The following is a 15,554-nucleotide window of genomic DNA, read 5'->3' as shown; positions in this document are numbered from 1 at the left end:
GTAAATCCGCGTTTTGCTGGTGATCCCCCTAGACCTTGTCTGACAATTGGAGTGCAGTTTTATCTCACTCCTGTTCATGTTTGCTAAGCCAGACATCTGTTACTTTTCCGGCTTCATCTTCGTCGATGATGAATGAACCGTTGCTGTACCGGTCATGCAGTTTGATTTCTTTGACAAGCATCTCCTCTGCGGAGCCTTTTTCAGTTTGAATCATGATCTGGTCATGATATGAGCAGGCAAGCAGTCCGGCGATGCGGTGAGGTTTTTTCTTCAGTTCCCGCAGCATGAGAACGCCTCGTTTGGCCCGCGAGGTTTTTTCGAATTCGCTGCGGTTCATTCGCTTGACTGAGCCGCGCTGTGTGACGAGGACGAGCACATCTGATTCCTCTAAAATCTGTCCTGAGACGACAAAATCGCCTTCTTTTAAGTTCACGCCTTTAACACCGGCCGCTCTGGCGCCGACAACACTGATTTCTTCCTCTGTGAACCATAAGCCATAGCCTGTATGTGTAGCGATGAATACGTCTTTCGTCCCGTCTGTGACATGGACATCGACCACTTCGTCATCGCCTTTTAAATTAAGCGCGACCAAGGCTTTTGAATAACGCTGTGCTTTATATTGAAGAAGCTGCGTTCTTTTCGTCATTCCGTTTTTCGTGAAAAACAGAAGATATTCCGACTCGGTAAATTCCCTGACAGGAATCGCTTTGACGACAGACTCATCACTGTCAATGGAAATGATGTTCGTAATATGCTGACCAAGGTCTTTCCACCTGATATCCGGCAGCTGGTGAACCGGACAATACACATAGCTTCCTTTGTTCGTAAACAAAAGCAGCACATCTGTCGTGTTCATTTCCAGTTGGCAAAGCAGACGGTCGGTATCCTTCATGCCGAAATCCTGTCCGTTTGAAGCGGCAAACGATCTTTGGCTTGTACGTTTGATATAGCCGTCTTTCGTTACGGTTACATAGACGTCCTCTGAGGCTACCATTACTTCAAGGTTGATTTTGATCTCTTCGATCTTTTCTTCGATCACAGAGAGCCTCTCGCCTGCATAGGTTTTTTTCAACTTTTGCAAGTTGTCTTTGATGACCTTCAAAAGCTTCCGATCATTAGAAAGGATCGCTTCCAGCTCCTGTATTTTCCGATTCAGCTCTTTCGCTTCTTCCTGCAAAGCGGTTATATCGGTGTTTGTCAATCTGTACAGCTGCAAGGAAACGATGGCTTCCGCCTGCGGTTCTGTGAATGCGAACTTTGCAATCAAGTTGTTTTTGGCGTCCCGCTTATCATTTGAAGAGCGGATCGTCGAGATGACTTCATCGAGGATCGACAGTGCTTTCATCAATCCTTCGACGATATGATGCCTTTCCTTCGCCTTTCTCAGCTCATACTGAGAACGATTGGTGATCACTTCTTTCTGATGCTCGATATAGGCATCTAAAATAGAAGTGAGATTCATCAGCATCGGTCTTCTGTTATGGATGGCGACCATGTTGAAGTTGTATGGAATTTGCAGATCCGCATTTTTATACAAGAAATTCAAAATACCTTGTGCATCCGCTTCTTTTTTCAGTTCGATCACGATTCTGAGACCTGTGCGATCGGTCTCATCGCGGACTTCGGAAATTCCTTCAACTTTGCGCTCAATCCGGAATTCGTCGATTTTTTTCACTAAATTTGCTTTATTGACTTCAAACGGAATTTCCGTGATAACAATTTGCTGGCGGCCGCCTCTAATCGTTTCGATCTCGGCTTTTCCTCTGATGATGATTTTGCCTTTTCCGGTTTCATAGGCCTTTTTAATGCCTTCTTTCCCCTGGATGATGCCGCCTGTCGGAAAATCGGGCCCTTTGACAAGCTCCATGAGTTCATCAACACTGCAGTTGGGCGAATCGATTCGTTTAATGACGGCGTCGATCACTTCTCCTAGGTTGTGAGGCGGGATGTCTGTCGCATATCCCGCGGATATTCCCGTCGATCCGTTCACAAGCAAATTCGGGAACATCGCCGGCAGAACAACAGGCTCCTTGCTTGTATCATCAAAGTTCGGCACAAACTCGACCGTTTCTTTATCGATGTCCCGCAAAAGCTCTGAAGCAATCGCCGAAAGCCTCGCTTCTGTATAACGCATCGCAGCGGGCGGATCGCCGTCGATGCTTCCGTTGTTTCCGTGCATTTCAATCAGCACGTTGCGAACCTTCCAATCCTGGCTCATCCTCACCATCGCTTCGTACACGGAACTGTCCCCATGCGGATGGTAGTTCCCGATCACATTCCCGACCGTTTTCGCGGCTTTGCGGAAGTTTTTGTCATGCGTGTTTCCTTCCGCGTGCATGGCGTACAGAATTCTCCTTTGCACCGGCTTCAGTCCATCGCGCGCATCAGGAAGCGCCCGGTCTTGAATGATGTATTTGCTGTATCGGCCGAAACGGTCGCCGATCACGTCTTCCAATGGTAAATCATGAAAAATCTCTGGCTGTGCCATTTATTTAAACCTCCTCAGCGACCGATAAGTTCTCATTTTCCAAAATATTGCTTTCTTCATCAAGTCCGAAAGCGACATTTTTCTCAATCCACTTTCTCCTCGGTTCAACTTTGTCCCCCATCAATGTCGTTACGCGCCGTTCAACGCGGGCCGCATCATCGATTTTGACCCTGACGAGCGTCCTTGATTCAGGGTTCATCGTCGTTTCCCAAAGCTGATCTGCATTCATTTCTCCGAGACCTTTATAGCGCTGTATCGTATATCCTTTTCCGACTTTTTTCAGAACATCGTCCATTTCTTCATCAGACCAGGCGTACTCAACGATTTCTTTTTTGCCTGAGCCCTTGCTGACCTTATAGAGCGGCGGCAGCGCGATAAACACTTTTCCGTGCTCGATCAGCGGTTTCATATAGCGGTAGAAAAAGGTTAACAGAAGCACCTGGATATGCGCACCGTCTGTATCGGCATCCGTCATGATGATGACTTTGTCATAGTTGATGTCTTCAATATCAAAATCGACGCCGACGCCCCCGCCTATCGCATGAATGATCGTATTAATTTCTTCATTTTTGAAGATATCGGCAAGCTTTGCTTTTTCTGTATTGATGACCTTTCCGCGGAGCGGCAGAACCGCCTGGAATTTCCGGTCTCTTCCCTGCTTGGCTGAACCGCCTGCAGAATCACCCTCAACAAGATACAGTTCGTTTTTAGCCGGGTTTCTTGATTGGGCAGGCGTCAGTTTACCGCTTAATGTCGCTTCCGATTTTTTTCTCTTTTTGCCGCTTCTCGCTTCTTCTCTTGCTTTTCGGGCTGCTTCCCTTGCCTGTGAAGCTTTGATGGCCTTTTTCACAAGCAAAGTCGCGGTTTCTCTATTTTCTTCAAGGAAATAGGCGAGCTGCTCGGAAACGATAGCGTCAACCGCTGATCTTGCTTCACTTGTGCCGAGCTTGCCTTTTGTCTGTCCTTCAAACTGAAGAAGCTCTTCCGGTATGCGCACAGAAACGATCGCAGACAATCCTTCTCTGATATCCGTTCCTTCCAGATTTTTGTCCTTTTCTTTTAACAGCGCAACCTTTCTCGCATACTCGTTGAATGCTCTCGTCATCGCTGTTTTGGCTCCGGACTCATGGGTCCCGCCGTCCTTCGTCCTGACATTGTTGACAAAGGACAGTATGTTTTCGGAATAGCCGTCATTAAACTGGAACGCGAAATCGACTTCGATCCCGTTATGTTCGCCTTCAAAGGAAACCACTTCGCAAAGCGCGTCTTTTTCTTCGTTCAAATAAGCGACGAAAGCTTCGATGCCGGTTTCATACAAAAAAGTTTCTTTCGTTTGATGGCGTTCATCAATCAGCTCAATTTTTAATCCTTTTAATAAAAAGGCTGATTCTCTCAGCCGTTCTGAAAGCGTTTCAAAGTTATAGGTCGTCGTGCTGAACATCTTGGGGTCCGGCTTAAAATGAATCAGGGTGCCGGTTTTTTTAGTCGTTCCGATTTTCTCAAGGGATGTTACCGGTTTACCGCCGTTTTCAAACCGCTGTTTGTAGACATTTCCGTCCCGTTCGATCGTCACCGTCAGCCATTCGGACAGAGCGTTGACGACGGATGCACCGACACCGTGCAGACCTCCGCTCGTTTTATAGCCGCCTTGGCCGAATTTACCTCCTGCGTGAAGGACGGTTAAAATAATTTCCGGAGTCGGTTTGCCGAGCTTATGCATTCCTGTTGGCATTCCCCGGCCTCTGTCTTGCACCGATATGCTGTTATCTTTATGTATTTTCACTATAATGTGATCCCCGTGGCCCGCCAGAACTTCGTCAACGGAATTATCGACGATTTCATAAACGAGATGGTGCAAGCCGCGGCTGTCCGTTGAACCGATGTACATGCCGGGGCGTTTTCTGACCGCTTCAAGGCCTTCGAGCACCTGTATGGAATCATCATTATAGTCAACCTGCTGTTTTTTAACCAAATGCATAAACCCCTTTCAAAAATCAAACATTGCTTATAAAGAATAATACACACTCTGACATGCAAATCAAAGCGATATCCGATTTTCTTTCGACCGCTTCAAAGATTTGTCATGATTTCGTTAACCTTTAGCCGATTGAATGACAGACGTCATTTTACACGAATCTTTCGGCACAATACAAGGCTGTTTAAAAGTATTTGGAAAATCATTCTTAAAAAAACTGTCCAAGACTTATTGTATCTGTTTCACAATAAATCGCAAACATAATCTCGTATAAAAAAGACAAAAACCCTTGTTTTTTCAAGGATTTTTGTCTTTTTTATGCCGATTTGGTCAGCGCATGGGCCACTTTTATGCACAAATCCATAACGACTGTATAGCCCTTTTCACTCAGCAGCTGATATGCGTCTTCATTGACAAGTCCCTGCTGCGCCCAAAACACGTCGGCATCGATCTCCAAAAACTCCTCAGCGACATCTAAAAGATGCTCAGATCTTCTAAACACATTAACGATATCCACATGTCCTTCAATATCCTTTAAAGACGCCACAGCCTTCACTCCGAGCGCTTCATCGATAGTCGGATTGACGGGGATAATATCATAGCCCGCTTCCTGCATCGCTTTTGAAACCATGTACGACGTTCTCTCCGGATTGTTTGAGAGGCCGACGACCGCGATTCGCTTGCTGTTTTCAAGAATCTTTTTAATTTCCTGTTTAGATGGGTTTTCCATACCGCTCACTCCTTTATTTATTAGTTTACACGAAAACAATCGCCGCAATCAAAATTTTCATATGATTGCATCGCATTATCCTGTATGATATATACGGGTACATACCAATAAAAATCCTCAGAGAAGGTGCCTCTCATGTTAAAATAAAGAGAAGGGATCATCTAAAAAGGAGAAATGAAATGTTTATTGCTTTATTATTTTTGTTAGCCTATCTACTCGGCAGCATTCCGTCCGGCTTGATTGTCGGAAAAGCTGCCAAAGGAATTGATATCAGAGAACACGGCAGCGGCAATCTCGGAGCCACCAACGCATTCAGGACGCTCGGCGTTAAAGCGGGCTCGATTGTCATCGCCGCGGATATCTTAAAAGGGACGCTTGCCGCTTTTTTGCCGGCCATCCTGCACGTCGGCGTTCACCCTTTATTTGCGGGAGTGGCCGCGGTGATCGGGCACATGTTCCCTGTTTTCGCAAAGTTTAAAGGCGGAAAAGCTGTCGCTACCTCAGGAGGCGTATTATTGTGCTATCAGCCTCTATTGTTTCTTACCATGGTCGCTGTGTTTTTCCTGTTTTTGTATATGACAAAGTATGTATCGCTTTCATCCATTTTAACCGGCCTGTATACCACCATCTACAGCCTGTTCACAAAAGACCTCTTTTTGGTGGCGGTCGTCGTCGTTCTTACGGTGTTTGTCATATACAGACACAGAATGAACATTAAGCGGATTATCGATAAAACCGAACCGAAAATAAAATGGATGTCCGGTAAAAGGTAGATGCCTTTCATCAATCGGTTCAATCATTATATACTATAAAGGCAGCACATATTTGAAATGAATGATAAAGGAGAGTGCTTGCTCGTGAATTTGAAAATTAATGAAGATGCGCTGATTTGGTATAAGGACGAGCTTGATTTGAAAAAAGGGGATCAGGTTCGCTTCTTTGTCCGTTACGGCGGTTGCAGCAATGTTCAAAAAGGCTTCTCCCTCGGTGTTTCAAAAGATGAGCCTCAGCAAATCGGGGCGAGCGCAGAAGCAGATGGGATTACGTTTTTTATCGAAGAAAGCGATGTCTGGTATTTCGACGGCCACGATTTGCTCGTCACGTACAATGAATCATCTGAAGAACCGGTTTTTGAATATCAGTAAAAAAAGAACGCTTAAATGCGTCAGACTGTCGAGAAAATCTCGACAGTCTTTTATTTTTTCCTTAAATCATCCATTTCTTCATTTTATAATAAAGAAAAGGACTTAAAAGGAAGGTGTTTTGCTAATGTTCTACACCAGAAATTCTTCTCAAAACGAAGCCGAATTCGTATTGCTTGATCAACTTGTTGAAGAGGATCATCTGCTACGCAAAATTGACAAATACATAGATTTCTCGTTCATTATTGAAAAGGTTAAGCCTTACTACAGTGAGAATAATGGCCGGCCATCTCTCGATCCATTGATTTTATTCAAAATGATGTTTATCGGATACCTGTACGGTATCCGTTCAGAAAGACAGCTCGAAAAAGAAATTTACTACAATATGGCCTACAGATGGTTTTTAGGATTAAATATCAATGATCCAGTTCCTCATCATTCAACGATCAGTTGGAACCGACGCACTCGTTTCAAAGATACAACCATTTTCCAAGATATTTTTGATGAAATTGTCCTTCAAGCCATCAATCACGAAATGGTTGGCGGGCGTGTCCTTTTTACCGATTCAACCCATCTCAAAGCCAACGCCAACAAGCATAAATATACGAGGAAAACAATTGAACAGGATACACAAAACTATATAAAGGACTTGGATGAAGCCGTGCAAGAAGATCGAGAGGCGCACGGAAAAAAGTCTTTAAAAGCCAAAGAGGAGGTGAAAGCTAAAAAAGAAATTCGCCACAGTACCACCGATCCCGAAAGCGGCTATCTTTACCGTGAAAATAAACCTGAAGGTTTTTTCTATTTGGATCATCGAACAACGGATATGAAATACAATATCATCACCGATGTCTATGTAACACCTGGCAATGTCCATGATTCTGCACCTTATCTTGATCGTTTAGATCACCAAATCGGACGATTTGGTTTTCAAGTTGAAGCCGTCGCTCTGGATTCCGGCTATTTAACAACACCAATCTGTAAAGGGCTTTCCGACCGCCATATTTTTGGCGTCATTGCCCACAGACGCTTTCATCCTAAAAAAGGTTTGTTTCCTAAATGGAAGTTTCAATACGACAATGAAAAAGATCAGTACATTTGTCCAAACGGACAAACACTTTTTTACTCCACAACCGATCGAAAAGGCTACAGGTTTTATAAATCAAATCCTGAAAAATGCGCTTCATGTCCTCTGCTTGAGAGCTGTACACGATCTAAAAACCATCAGAAGGTCGTTTCAAGACACATATGGGAGGATCATAAAGAAAAGGTCAGGGAAAATCGTTTGACTGCCTCAGGAAAAAACCTCTACAAAAAAAGAAAAGAAAAAATAGAGCGAAGCTTTGCAGATTCAAAACAGCTGCATGGGCTTCGCTACTGCCGGTTGAGGGGAAAACGGAATGTGACGGAACAAGTTCTCCTCACAGCTACCTGCCAGAATATGAAGAAGATTGCCACACACCTAGCGAAGCTAGGCTAGGAGTGTGGGAGGCCTTTTTCTGTTTCTTTGTAAGAAGAAAAACATATCAAAACCTATTTAAAACAAAAAGCTTGTAGAAAAACATGGGTTTCTCTACAAGCTGAACGCTTAAATGCGTTCTTTTTTTATCGTTTTTCAAGCCGAAAGCGTTCGATATGGCTGAAGAGCTGTTCTTTTTTTAAAATGTCGATTTGCTTTTTCCCCAGCAAATCAAAATGGGGAAATTCGCCTCTTTTGTGAATCCACTCTTCTTTCAAACCGTACTTTTTGCCCCATGCGGCAAGCTTTTCAATGTTTTGGCAGCCCGCTTTTGTCACGGTGCGGGCCTCAGGAAACCTGTCATCGATCCAATAATGCGTCAGAAAGGCGATTTCCCCGTTTAATACCGCTTGTTTCCATTTGTTCAGCTCGCGCCTGGTGATTCCAAAGGCCATTTATTTTTTCGCCTCTTCGTACGCCTGATGCCATTTTGGATAAAGTTTACGGAATTGAAGCGGCTTGAAGCTGTCCTGGTCGACGCAAATATGGGAAGACGTTCCTTTCACAGCCGTTTCTCCGGCAGAGTTTAAAATCTCATACCCATAGACCGTTTTAAATCCATTGTAATCTTCAATCCATGTATGTACCATCGCGGTTTCTCCATAGCGCAGCGGTTTGACGTAGCGGACATTGACATCCACGACAGGAGAAAGCACACCGTCTTTTTCCATTTCGGCATAGGAAAAACCGAGTTCTTTTATTAAAGCCGTCCGGCCCACCTCCATCCAAATCAGGTAGTTGGCGTGATACACAATACCCATTTGATCTGTTTCAGCATAGCGTACTTCTATTTCTTTTTTTGAGACGTACAAATTCCTTCTACTCCCTTATCAGCAATGTATAACTCTATTTTAGCATAAGGTATAACCAAACACACGGCAGGCGGCTTATGTATGAGCCGTGCAAAAAAACCAGGTTGCCCTGGTTTATTGATCATATTCTTGTTTTTGGCTTTTAGCCTCGTCATGAATTTCATTGCGCATAGCTTCAATGCTTTCATTTCGGCGTTCGTTTTTCTCACGGATTTGCTGCTTCTCTTCACCGCTTGCAAAAGACAGCTGTTCTTCGGATTCCTCGATGTTTTCAATCGTATTCTGTACCATGTCTTGAAGCTTTTCCACGTTGTCTGATCTGTCATCCGGATGATGCTGCTGTTTTTCCATCATGCTGTATACGCCTCCTTTTCCAACATTATTCGCCTTTTGTCTGCATAATAATCGGCGTTTCTCCCGATTTATCATGCATTTTTTTGCCTTTGTTCCGCTTGTATTCAACCGGCTTTGTCCCGAGGTGGCTCGGGGCAAATTTCGCCTGTTTGTCATGCTCTCTCGGCATGTCCATCCCTCCTTTTAAGAATTAGGATTCTCAAAAAGAAGAAAAAACATGAACGTTTTCTATCGTCACTTCAGCTTGAATTTCTCTTCAAGCCTGTCCTCCAGCCGATCGAGGAACTCCTGGTTGCTTAAAAGCTCCTTCTTATTTTCTGAGACAAGTTCTTCAAATGTCCGACGTTTTGTTTTTTTCATCAGAATCACCTCCAGCTTGTATTCATTTTCGCCATTTTTAGCCCAATATAAGCAAAAAAAGCCGGGATTTTTTATAAACCCAGCTTTTCTTTCATTATTTTTTTTGTCATGGTTCCTAAAACGATGTCTTGGATGATGCCGTTTTCATCAATAATGTAGGTCGTCGGATAGGAAAAAATCTCGTACTTGGCATTGATGCCCTCTCGATCTAGAACGATCGGAAACGTTAAGCCAAGCTTTTCGGCAAATGATTCAACCGTCTCGCGGTTTTTCTCGGCTGATGTGAAATTGACGGCTAAAACGGTGATGTCTTGATGTTCGTTTTGAAGCTCTTCCATCGCAGGCATTTCCGTCTGACAAGGTTTGCACCATGTCGCCCAAAAATTGAGGATCACTTTCCGACCCTTGAAATCGGACAATGAGACGTTTTTTTCGCCTTTTAACGATGGAAGTGTAAAATCCGGTGCTTGATCCCCTTTTTCAATCCCGATTTCCGCTTTTTTTTGCATTGTGAAATTCCAGATGGCAGCACCGGCCAAGACAAGCAGGATCAGTACAGCAAGCGTTTTTTTAACCATCGACATCCTCCACATTTCCGCGTTTTACTGACAAAAAGAAGAGAAGCGCTAAGGTGCGCTCTCTTCCCCGGATATCTACTGTTTCATTTTATCGCGAAGCACCATTTGCAGAATTCCGCCGTGGCGGTAGTAGTCGATTTCCACTTCGCTGTCAAAACGGACAACGGCTTCAAACGATTTGACTGTGCCATCTTCGCCAATCGCTCTCACTTGAACAAGATCGCGAGGACGGACGGATTCGCTGACGTCGACTTCAATCGTTTCTTTGCCAGTCAAGCCCAGCGTTTCGGCGTTTTCTCCTTCTTTGAATTGCAGCGGAAGAACACCCATCAGCACAAGGTTGCTTCTGTGAATCCGTTCAAAGCTTTCGGCAATGACCGTTTTAATGCCGAGCAGGTTGGTCCCTTTGGCCGCCCAGTCACGTGAAGATCCCATTCCGTAGTCTTTTCCGGCAATGACGATGAGGCCTGTGCCGTTTTCTTTGTATTTCATGCAGGCATCATAGATCGACATGACCTCTCCGGTTGGCCAGTAGGTTGTATAGCCGCCTTCTGTGTCAGGAGCGATTTGGTTCTTGATTCTGATGTTGGCGAATGTTCCTCTCATCATGACTTCATGATTTCCGCGTCTTGAACCGTATGAGTTGAAGTCTCTTGGAGAAACGCCTTTTTCCTGAAGATATTTTCCGGCCGGTGTATCTTTGCCGATCGCTCCCGCTGGAGAAATATGGTCTGTTGTGACAGAATCTCCGAATTTGCCGACAACGCGCAAGCCTTTTAACGGTTCAACGGTTCCAGGCTCCACCGACATGTTCTCAAAGAACGGCGGATTTTGGATGTAAGTTGACTCCTCATCCCATTTATAAAGAGCTTCATCTGTTGTTTCGATCGCATTCCAGCGCTCGTTGTCATCAAAGACGCGCTCGTATTCTTTTCTGAACAGCTCAGGTGTCACCGTTTGCTTCACGACGGAGTTGATTTCGTCCATAGACGGCCAAATGTCGTTAAAGTATACGTTTTGTCCGTCTTTGCCGACACCGATCGGTTCGTTTTTCAAGTCGATGTCGACCGTACCAGCCAATGCATATGCAACGACAAGCGGCGGAGACGCCAGATAGTTTCCTTTAACAAGCGGGTGAATCCGGCCTTCAAAGTTACGGTTTCCTGAAAGGACAGACGTAATCAGGAGATCGTTTTCAGCAACCGCTTTTTCGATTTCAGGCGCAAGCGGGCCGGAGTTTCCGATACAAGTGGTACATCCGTAGCCGACAATGTTGAAGCCAAGCTTGCGCATATATGGAAGCAGTCCGGAATTGACCAGGTAGCCTGTTACGACTTTGGAACCCGGCGCCAGTGATGTTTTCACATAGTTCGGCACTTTCAAGCCCAGTTCCACCGCTTTTTTCGCGACGAGACCTGCTCCGATCAAGACATACGGATTTGATGTGTTCGTACAGCTTGTAATGGCAGCGATCGCGATCGCACCTGTTTTCATAACCGCTTCTTCGCCGTTTTCAAGTTTAAACTTGATTTCTTTGTCAGCTTCGGAGGCGTCCATGCCAAATCCCTGGTTGCCTGCAGGGCTTGTCAAATGCTTATGGAACGTATCTTTCATTTCCGTCAGCGGAATCAAGTCCTGTGGACGCTTCGGTCCGGAAAGATTCGCTTCAACTTTTGACAAGTCGATTTCAACGATATCCGTAAATACAGGATCATCCTGATCAGGCGTGTAGAACAGTCCGTTTTGACGGCAATATTCTTTGACAACCGCGATTTGCTCATCATCACGGCCTGTTAAGCGCATGTATTCCAATGCTTCTTCATCTACAGGGAAGAAGCCGCAAGTCGCACCGTATTCCGGAGCCATGTTGGCGATTGTCGCCCGGTCGGCCAGTGGAAGCTCGGCAACACCAGGTCCGAAGAATTCAACAAATTTGCCGACAACGCCTTTTTCGCGAAGCACCTGTGTCACTTTCAGCGCAAGGTCTGTCGCTGTCGTCCCGTTCGGAAGCTTTCCGACAAGCTTGGCGCCGATGACTTCCGGAACCGGGAAGTAAGAAGGCTGTCCGAGCATTCCCGCTTCAGCTTCAATTCCTCCGACACCCCAGCCGAGAACGCCGATGCCGTTGATCATCGTTGTATGAGAGTCTGTTCCGACAAGCGTATCCGGATATGTGACGATCTCGCCGTCTTCTTCAACGGCATGAACGACATTAGCCAAATACTCAAGGTTTACCTGGTGGACAATTCCGGTTGCAGGCGGAACAGCCTGGTAGTTATTAAACGCTTTCTTTGCCCAGCTTAAAAATTTATAACGCTCTGCGTTTCGTTGGAATTCAAGGTCCATGTTAACGGTCAGCGCATCTTCTGTTCCGGCTTTATCAACCTGTACGGAGTGGTCGATGACAAGGTCAACCGGAATTTCAGGATTGATTTTATCTGGATCACCGCCGACTGAAGCCATCGCTTTTCTTAATGAAGCAAGGTCGACGACGGCAGGAACACCGGTGAAATCCTGCAAAATAACTCGGGAAGGTTTAAAAGGAACATCGATATCTTTTAATTCAGCAGTGCCCCATTTTGCCAAATTTTCGACATGCTCCTCTGTAATGACTCTTCCGTCGACTTGACGAAGTACGGATTCCAGCAGGACTTTAATGGAATAAGGCAGCTTTGACACTTTTCCGATTCCTTGATCCTCTAATGCTTTTAAAGAATAATAGCTGTACGTTTTGCCTTGTACAGTAAACGTTTTTCTTGATTGAAAAGCGTCTTTTTTTGCGACTTGTTGCTGTTTCGCCATTTCTCCAAAATCCCCCTTTAAAGATCAAGATCATACGCCTGAAAATCCGGCATATTTCACCACAATTTTCTCACAATTTAATCTTAAAACAATTTTAAACATAAGTAAATATCAATGTTTTTATTAAATTCAATAAGAATGGCTTATGCACGAAAAAAAGTTTATTTTACTGGAAATACATTTTTTTATACAACTCACTGACCGGGGATATACTACAGTCTGAGGTGATCGAGATTGGCAAAACAAAAAGCAAATCATGTGATAAACGGAATGAACAATGCGAAGCGCCAAGGGAATGGAGCGGGCTATATCGAAGATGATCAACACATTCTTACAGAAGCGGAACGTCAAAACAACAAAAAACGCAAAACGAATCAATAATCCTGCTTGACAATAAGGAGGGCTTAACTTTGACAAATAAAAATGATGGCAAAGATATGCGCAAAAATGCGCCGAAGGGTGCTCAGCCTGGACAGCCTGAACCCTTAAGCGGAAGCAAAAAAGTGAAAAACCGAAACCATACAAGACAAAAGCATAATTCAAATCACGATATGTAAAGCATTGGAGCCTGCGTTCTTTGACGCAGGTTTTTCTCATTGCCCCCCCTTCCTGTCAGCGGAATCTCTTCACACGTCTTCAAAGCCTTGCATAACTTATCGTAAGGCTAAAGGTATGGAGGAATGCTTCAATGACAAATGCCAAACGGTCCGATTACCCGGAGTTCGACGAGGAATGGATGAAGCAGTTTTTTGATGATCCTTTTGCCCTTTATGACGAGACAATTCCGATTGATTTATACGAGACGAGCACCGACTATATAATTGAAGCAGATTTATCCCATTTAAATTGCGAACATCTGCACATGACATTTTCGGGCTATGATTTCAAGCTGAAAGTGAGAACCGATGAACAGCATTACGAAAAAACGCTGATGCTTCCTTTTTTTCTGAATGACAAACAGATTGAAACCAAATGCCAAAATAAAATCCTTTCCGTTAAAATAAACAAGGAAGCTAATCAAGATGAAGCTTCTGTTTCTCTCAACATTCCTTTCCTGTAATTCTTAAAGCCTTAACGAGAAACCCGGGTAAAAGCTTGCAGTCATAAGCCAATACCCGGGTTTTTTCCGTTCATTCGTCAAATATCCTCTAGCATTTCTCCATGGCCGAATAGAGAATTGCTATACGATAGAATATGTTCTAGCATCTCTTTTGACCAGGTGAATGTCCTTACCATTTCATATTATTTTTTCTATGTTCTTCTAATACGGCTTCATGTACAATAGTCTGTAGACAAAGGAGTGATGAGAGATGCTGGAAGGATGGTTTTTATGGCTGATAATCGCTTGGATCATGATCATGATCGTCCTTTTATCCATCGGCGGCTTTTTCATGTTCCGCAAATTTTTGAAGCGCCTTCCGAAAGAGGATGGAAAATCAGAGCTTGACTGGCAGGATTATTATATCGAACAGACTAAGCATTTATGGAAAGAAGAAGAAAAAGCTTTGCTAGAAGAGCTTGTTTCTCCCGTTCCCGAGCTGTTTCGCGACACAGCCAAAGCCAAAATAGCCGGAAAGATCGGCGAGCTGGCACTACAGGAAAAAGCCCGCACAATCGATCAGGATTTAATCGTCAGGGGCTACATTATAGCCACGCCGAAAAAAGATCATAAATTTCTCCTCAAGCGCCTGAGAGAAAAAAACATTGACCACTCCCCATACCAGGAGCTTTTTAAATAAAACAAAACCTTTCCGGAATGATGGAAAGGTTTTGTTTTAATTCACCTGAATATGATTTGACGCATCAAGCTGATTGGAAAGCTTTCTGAAAGAGAGATACATGGCGATTCGCCAAGGAACAATCATTCCAAAAGCCAGAATCCAAAACATTCCGCTCAAAGCTCCATAATCAATCGTTGTGCTCAATATACTCTTCATCACGATGCGAATGATGAGAAGAGCGATTAAAATAAACACAAAAGATTTCGAACGTTTAATGTAAATTTTATCATCTTTAATTTCAAATTTTGATGTTTTAATCAAGAAAATGGAAAAGATCATTCCGACCGTAATCGCTTCTAAAAATTCTGCTCCAGTCACATGGAACGCCGGAAATAGAAACATTAAGGCGCCGGTGCTCATAAAGATCGGCGGCAGTATAATTTTTTTTGCCGTAGCCGGTTTTTCCGATGACTTAATTCTGACAGCCATGACAATGACGGCCATCACAACGGCAAGTATAGATGAAATGATAATCATCATACGTATCATCCCTTTATTCAGCGAATTTTCTCTATATGTTACTATACTCTAAAACGGAGAAAAAAACCATTCTTCCGGGTTTTTGCTTCTGTTTATGCGTTTCCGAGAACGATCCGAACCGCTTCAACCACCTTGGTTTCTTCAAATGGCTTGACGATAAAGTCTTTGGCTCCGGCTTCAATTGCCTCGACGACGATCCGCTGCTGGCGCATAGCCGTGCACATGATGACCTTCACCTTTGGATCGGCCGCAATCATTTCCTTTAAAGCCTCTATCCCGTTTTTCACTGGCATTGTAATATCCATGATCACCAAATCCGGTTTCAGCTTTTGATATAAGGAGACGGCCTCTTCACCATTCTCGGCTTCCCCTGCGACTTGAACATTCTCCGTTTCAAGTATTTCCCTCAATTTATCTCTCATAAATTTTGCATCATCAACAATTAAAACCCTTGCCATACTCCCCTCCAACATCACGATTCAATTTAGCTGTGAATAAGTTCTATTTTAACAAAAAACTGAACAGAGCAGATC

General features: G+C 44.1%; 19 protein-coding genes. 7 read left to right on the top strand and 12 right to left on the bottom strand.

Annotated elements, in window-relative coordinates:
• Nucleotides 1-64: 64 nt before the first annotated feature.
• The 3 genes from parC to P3X63_RS10535 form a co-directional block, all read right to left on the bottom strand.
• Nucleotides 65-2,488, bottom strand: a complete 2,424-nt coding sequence (gene parC / locus P3X63_RS10545) for a DNA topoisomerase IV subunit A (RefSeq protein ID WP_077736711.1) — start codon at nt 2,486-2,488, stop codon at nt 65-67.
• Nucleotides 2,489-2,492: 4 nt separating this feature from the next.
• The gene (gene parE / locus P3X63_RS10540; RefSeq protein WP_026587256.1) at nt 2,493-4,460 is read right to left on the bottom strand and encodes a DNA topoisomerase IV subunit B; all 1,968 of its coding nucleotides are present in this window, start codon (nt 4,458-4,460) and stop codon (nt 2,493-2,495) included.
• 319 nt (nt 4,461-4,779) lie between these two features.
• The gene (locus P3X63_RS10535; RefSeq protein ID WP_026587255.1) at nt 4,780-5,193 is read right to left on the bottom strand and encodes a CoA-binding protein; all 414 of its coding nucleotides are present in this window, start codon (nt 5,191-5,193) and stop codon (nt 4,780-4,782) included.
• Between the two features lie 179 nt (nt 5,194-5,372).
• Here P3X63_RS10535 and plsY point away from each other — a divergent pair, with 179 nt between their 5' ends.
• The 3 genes from plsY to P3X63_RS10520 all read left to right on the top strand — a co-directional run bounded on the left by plsY (nt 5,373) and on the right by P3X63_RS10520 (nt 7,815).
• Nucleotides 5,373-5,966, top strand: coding sequence for a glycerol-3-phosphate 1-O-acyltransferase PlsY (plsY, locus tag P3X63_RS10530; protein WP_026587254.1), 594 nt, complete (start codon nt 5,373-5,375; stop codon nt 5,964-5,966).
• Nucleotides 5,967-6,050: 84 nt separating this feature from the next.
• Entirely contained in the window at nt 6,051-6,338 is a 288-nt protein-coding gene (locus P3X63_RS10525; protein WP_077736712.1) for a HesB/YadR/YfhF family protein, read from the top strand.
• 124 nt (nt 6,339-6,462) lie between these two features.
• On the top strand, nt 6,463-7,815 hold the full coding sequence (locus P3X63_RS10520) for an IS1182 family transposase (RefSeq protein WP_179115646.1): 1,353 nt from the start codon (nt 6,463-6,465) through the stop codon (nt 7,813-7,815).
• 125 nt (nt 7,816-7,940) lie between these two features.
• Here the strand turns inward: P3X63_RS10520 and P3X63_RS10515 are convergent, their stop codons facing one another.
• The 7 genes from P3X63_RS10515 to acnA all read right to left on the bottom strand — a co-directional run bounded on the left by P3X63_RS10515 (nt 7,941) and on the right by acnA (nt 12,760).
• Entirely contained in the window at nt 7,941-8,249 is a 309-nt protein-coding gene (locus P3X63_RS10515) for a hypothetical protein (protein WP_026587252.1), read from the bottom strand.
• Nucleotides 8,250-8,666: a YbgC/FadM family acyl-CoA thioesterase gene (locus tag P3X63_RS10510; RefSeq protein ID WP_026587251.1), complete on the bottom strand. Its 417-nt coding sequence runs from the start codon at nt 8,664-8,666 to the stop codon at nt 8,250-8,252. It lies immediately after the preceding gene.
• 114 nt (nt 8,667-8,780) lie between these two features.
• Nucleotides 8,781-9,017 carry a small acid-soluble spore protein Tlp gene (gene tlp / locus P3X63_RS10505; RefSeq protein WP_026587250.1) on the bottom strand — a complete coding sequence of 79 codons (237 nt, stop codon included), beginning with the start codon at nt 9,015-9,017 and terminating at the stop codon, nt 8,781-8,783.
• 28 nt (nt 9,018-9,045) lie between these two features.
• Entirely contained in the window at nt 9,046-9,189 is a 144-nt protein-coding gene (locus P3X63_RS10500) for an acid-soluble spore protein N (RefSeq protein ID WP_006637039.1), read from the bottom strand.
• 65 nt (nt 9,190-9,254) lie between these two features.
• Nucleotides 9,255-9,380: an FbpB family small basic protein gene (locus tag P3X63_RS10495; RefSeq protein WP_077736713.1), complete on the bottom strand. Its 126-nt coding sequence runs from the start codon at nt 9,378-9,380 to the stop codon at nt 9,255-9,257.
• A gap of 71 nt (nt 9,381-9,451) precedes the next feature.
• Entirely contained in the window at nt 9,452-9,958 is a 507-nt protein-coding gene (locus P3X63_RS10490) for a peroxiredoxin family protein (RefSeq protein WP_077736714.1), read from the bottom strand.
• Between the two features lie 75 nt (nt 9,959-10,033).
• On the bottom strand, nt 10,034-12,760 hold the full coding sequence (acnA, locus tag P3X63_RS10485; RefSeq protein ID WP_077736715.1) for an aconitate hydratase AcnA: 2,727 nt from the start codon (nt 12,758-12,760) through the stop codon (nt 10,034-10,036).
• Nucleotides 12,761-12,994: 234 nt separating this feature from the next.
• On the opposite strand from acnA, the gene sspO reads away from it, so the two are divergent.
• The 4 genes from sspO to P3X63_RS10465 all read left to right on the top strand — a co-directional run bounded on the left by sspO (nt 12,995) and on the right by P3X63_RS10465 (nt 14,499).
• A complete protein-coding gene (sspO, locus tag P3X63_RS10480; protein WP_026587246.1) occupies nt 12,995-13,141 on the top strand; it encodes a small acid-soluble spore protein SspO in 147 nt (48 codons plus the stop codon).
• Between the two features lie 29 nt (nt 13,142-13,170).
• Entirely contained in the window at nt 13,171-13,317 is a 147-nt protein-coding gene (locus P3X63_RS10475; RefSeq protein ID WP_026587245.1) for a small acid-soluble spore protein P, read from the top strand.
• Nucleotides 13,318-13,448: 131 nt separating this feature from the next.
• Nucleotides 13,449-13,820 (top strand): Hsp20/alpha crystallin family protein, encoded by a 372-nt coding sequence (locus P3X63_RS10470; protein WP_077736716.1) that lies wholly within the window; start codon nt 13,449-13,451, stop codon nt 13,818-13,820.
• A 250-nt stretch (nt 13,821-14,070) separates the two neighbouring features.
• Nucleotides 14,071-14,499, top strand: a complete 429-nt coding sequence (locus P3X63_RS10465) for a DUF2621 family protein (RefSeq protein WP_277692824.1) — start codon at nt 14,071-14,073, stop codon at nt 14,497-14,499.
• Nucleotides 14,500-14,535: 36 nt separating this feature from the next.
• Here P3X63_RS10465 and P3X63_RS10460 read toward each other — a convergent pair whose 3' ends face one another.
• Together P3X63_RS10460 and P3X63_RS10455 are read right to left on the bottom strand one after the other, a co-directional pair.
• Nucleotides 14,536-15,030: a CcdC family protein gene (locus P3X63_RS10460; RefSeq protein ID WP_142246118.1), complete on the bottom strand. Its 495-nt coding sequence runs from the start codon at nt 15,028-15,030 to the stop codon at nt 14,536-14,538.
• Nucleotides 15,031-15,113: 83 nt separating this feature from the next.
• Nucleotides 15,114-15,479, bottom strand: a complete 366-nt coding sequence (locus tag P3X63_RS10455; protein ID WP_026587241.1) for a response regulator — start codon at nt 15,477-15,479, stop codon at nt 15,114-15,116.
• Nucleotides 15,480-15,554: the final 75 nt, after the last annotated feature.

The sequence above is a fragment of the Bacillus sp. HSf4 genome (assembly GCF_029537375.1).
GTDB classification, from domain to species: Bacteria; Bacillota; Bacilli; order Bacillales; family Bacillaceae; genus Bacillus; species Bacillus sonorensis_A.
This window is presented reverse-complemented; position numbering and strand designations above follow the sequence as displayed.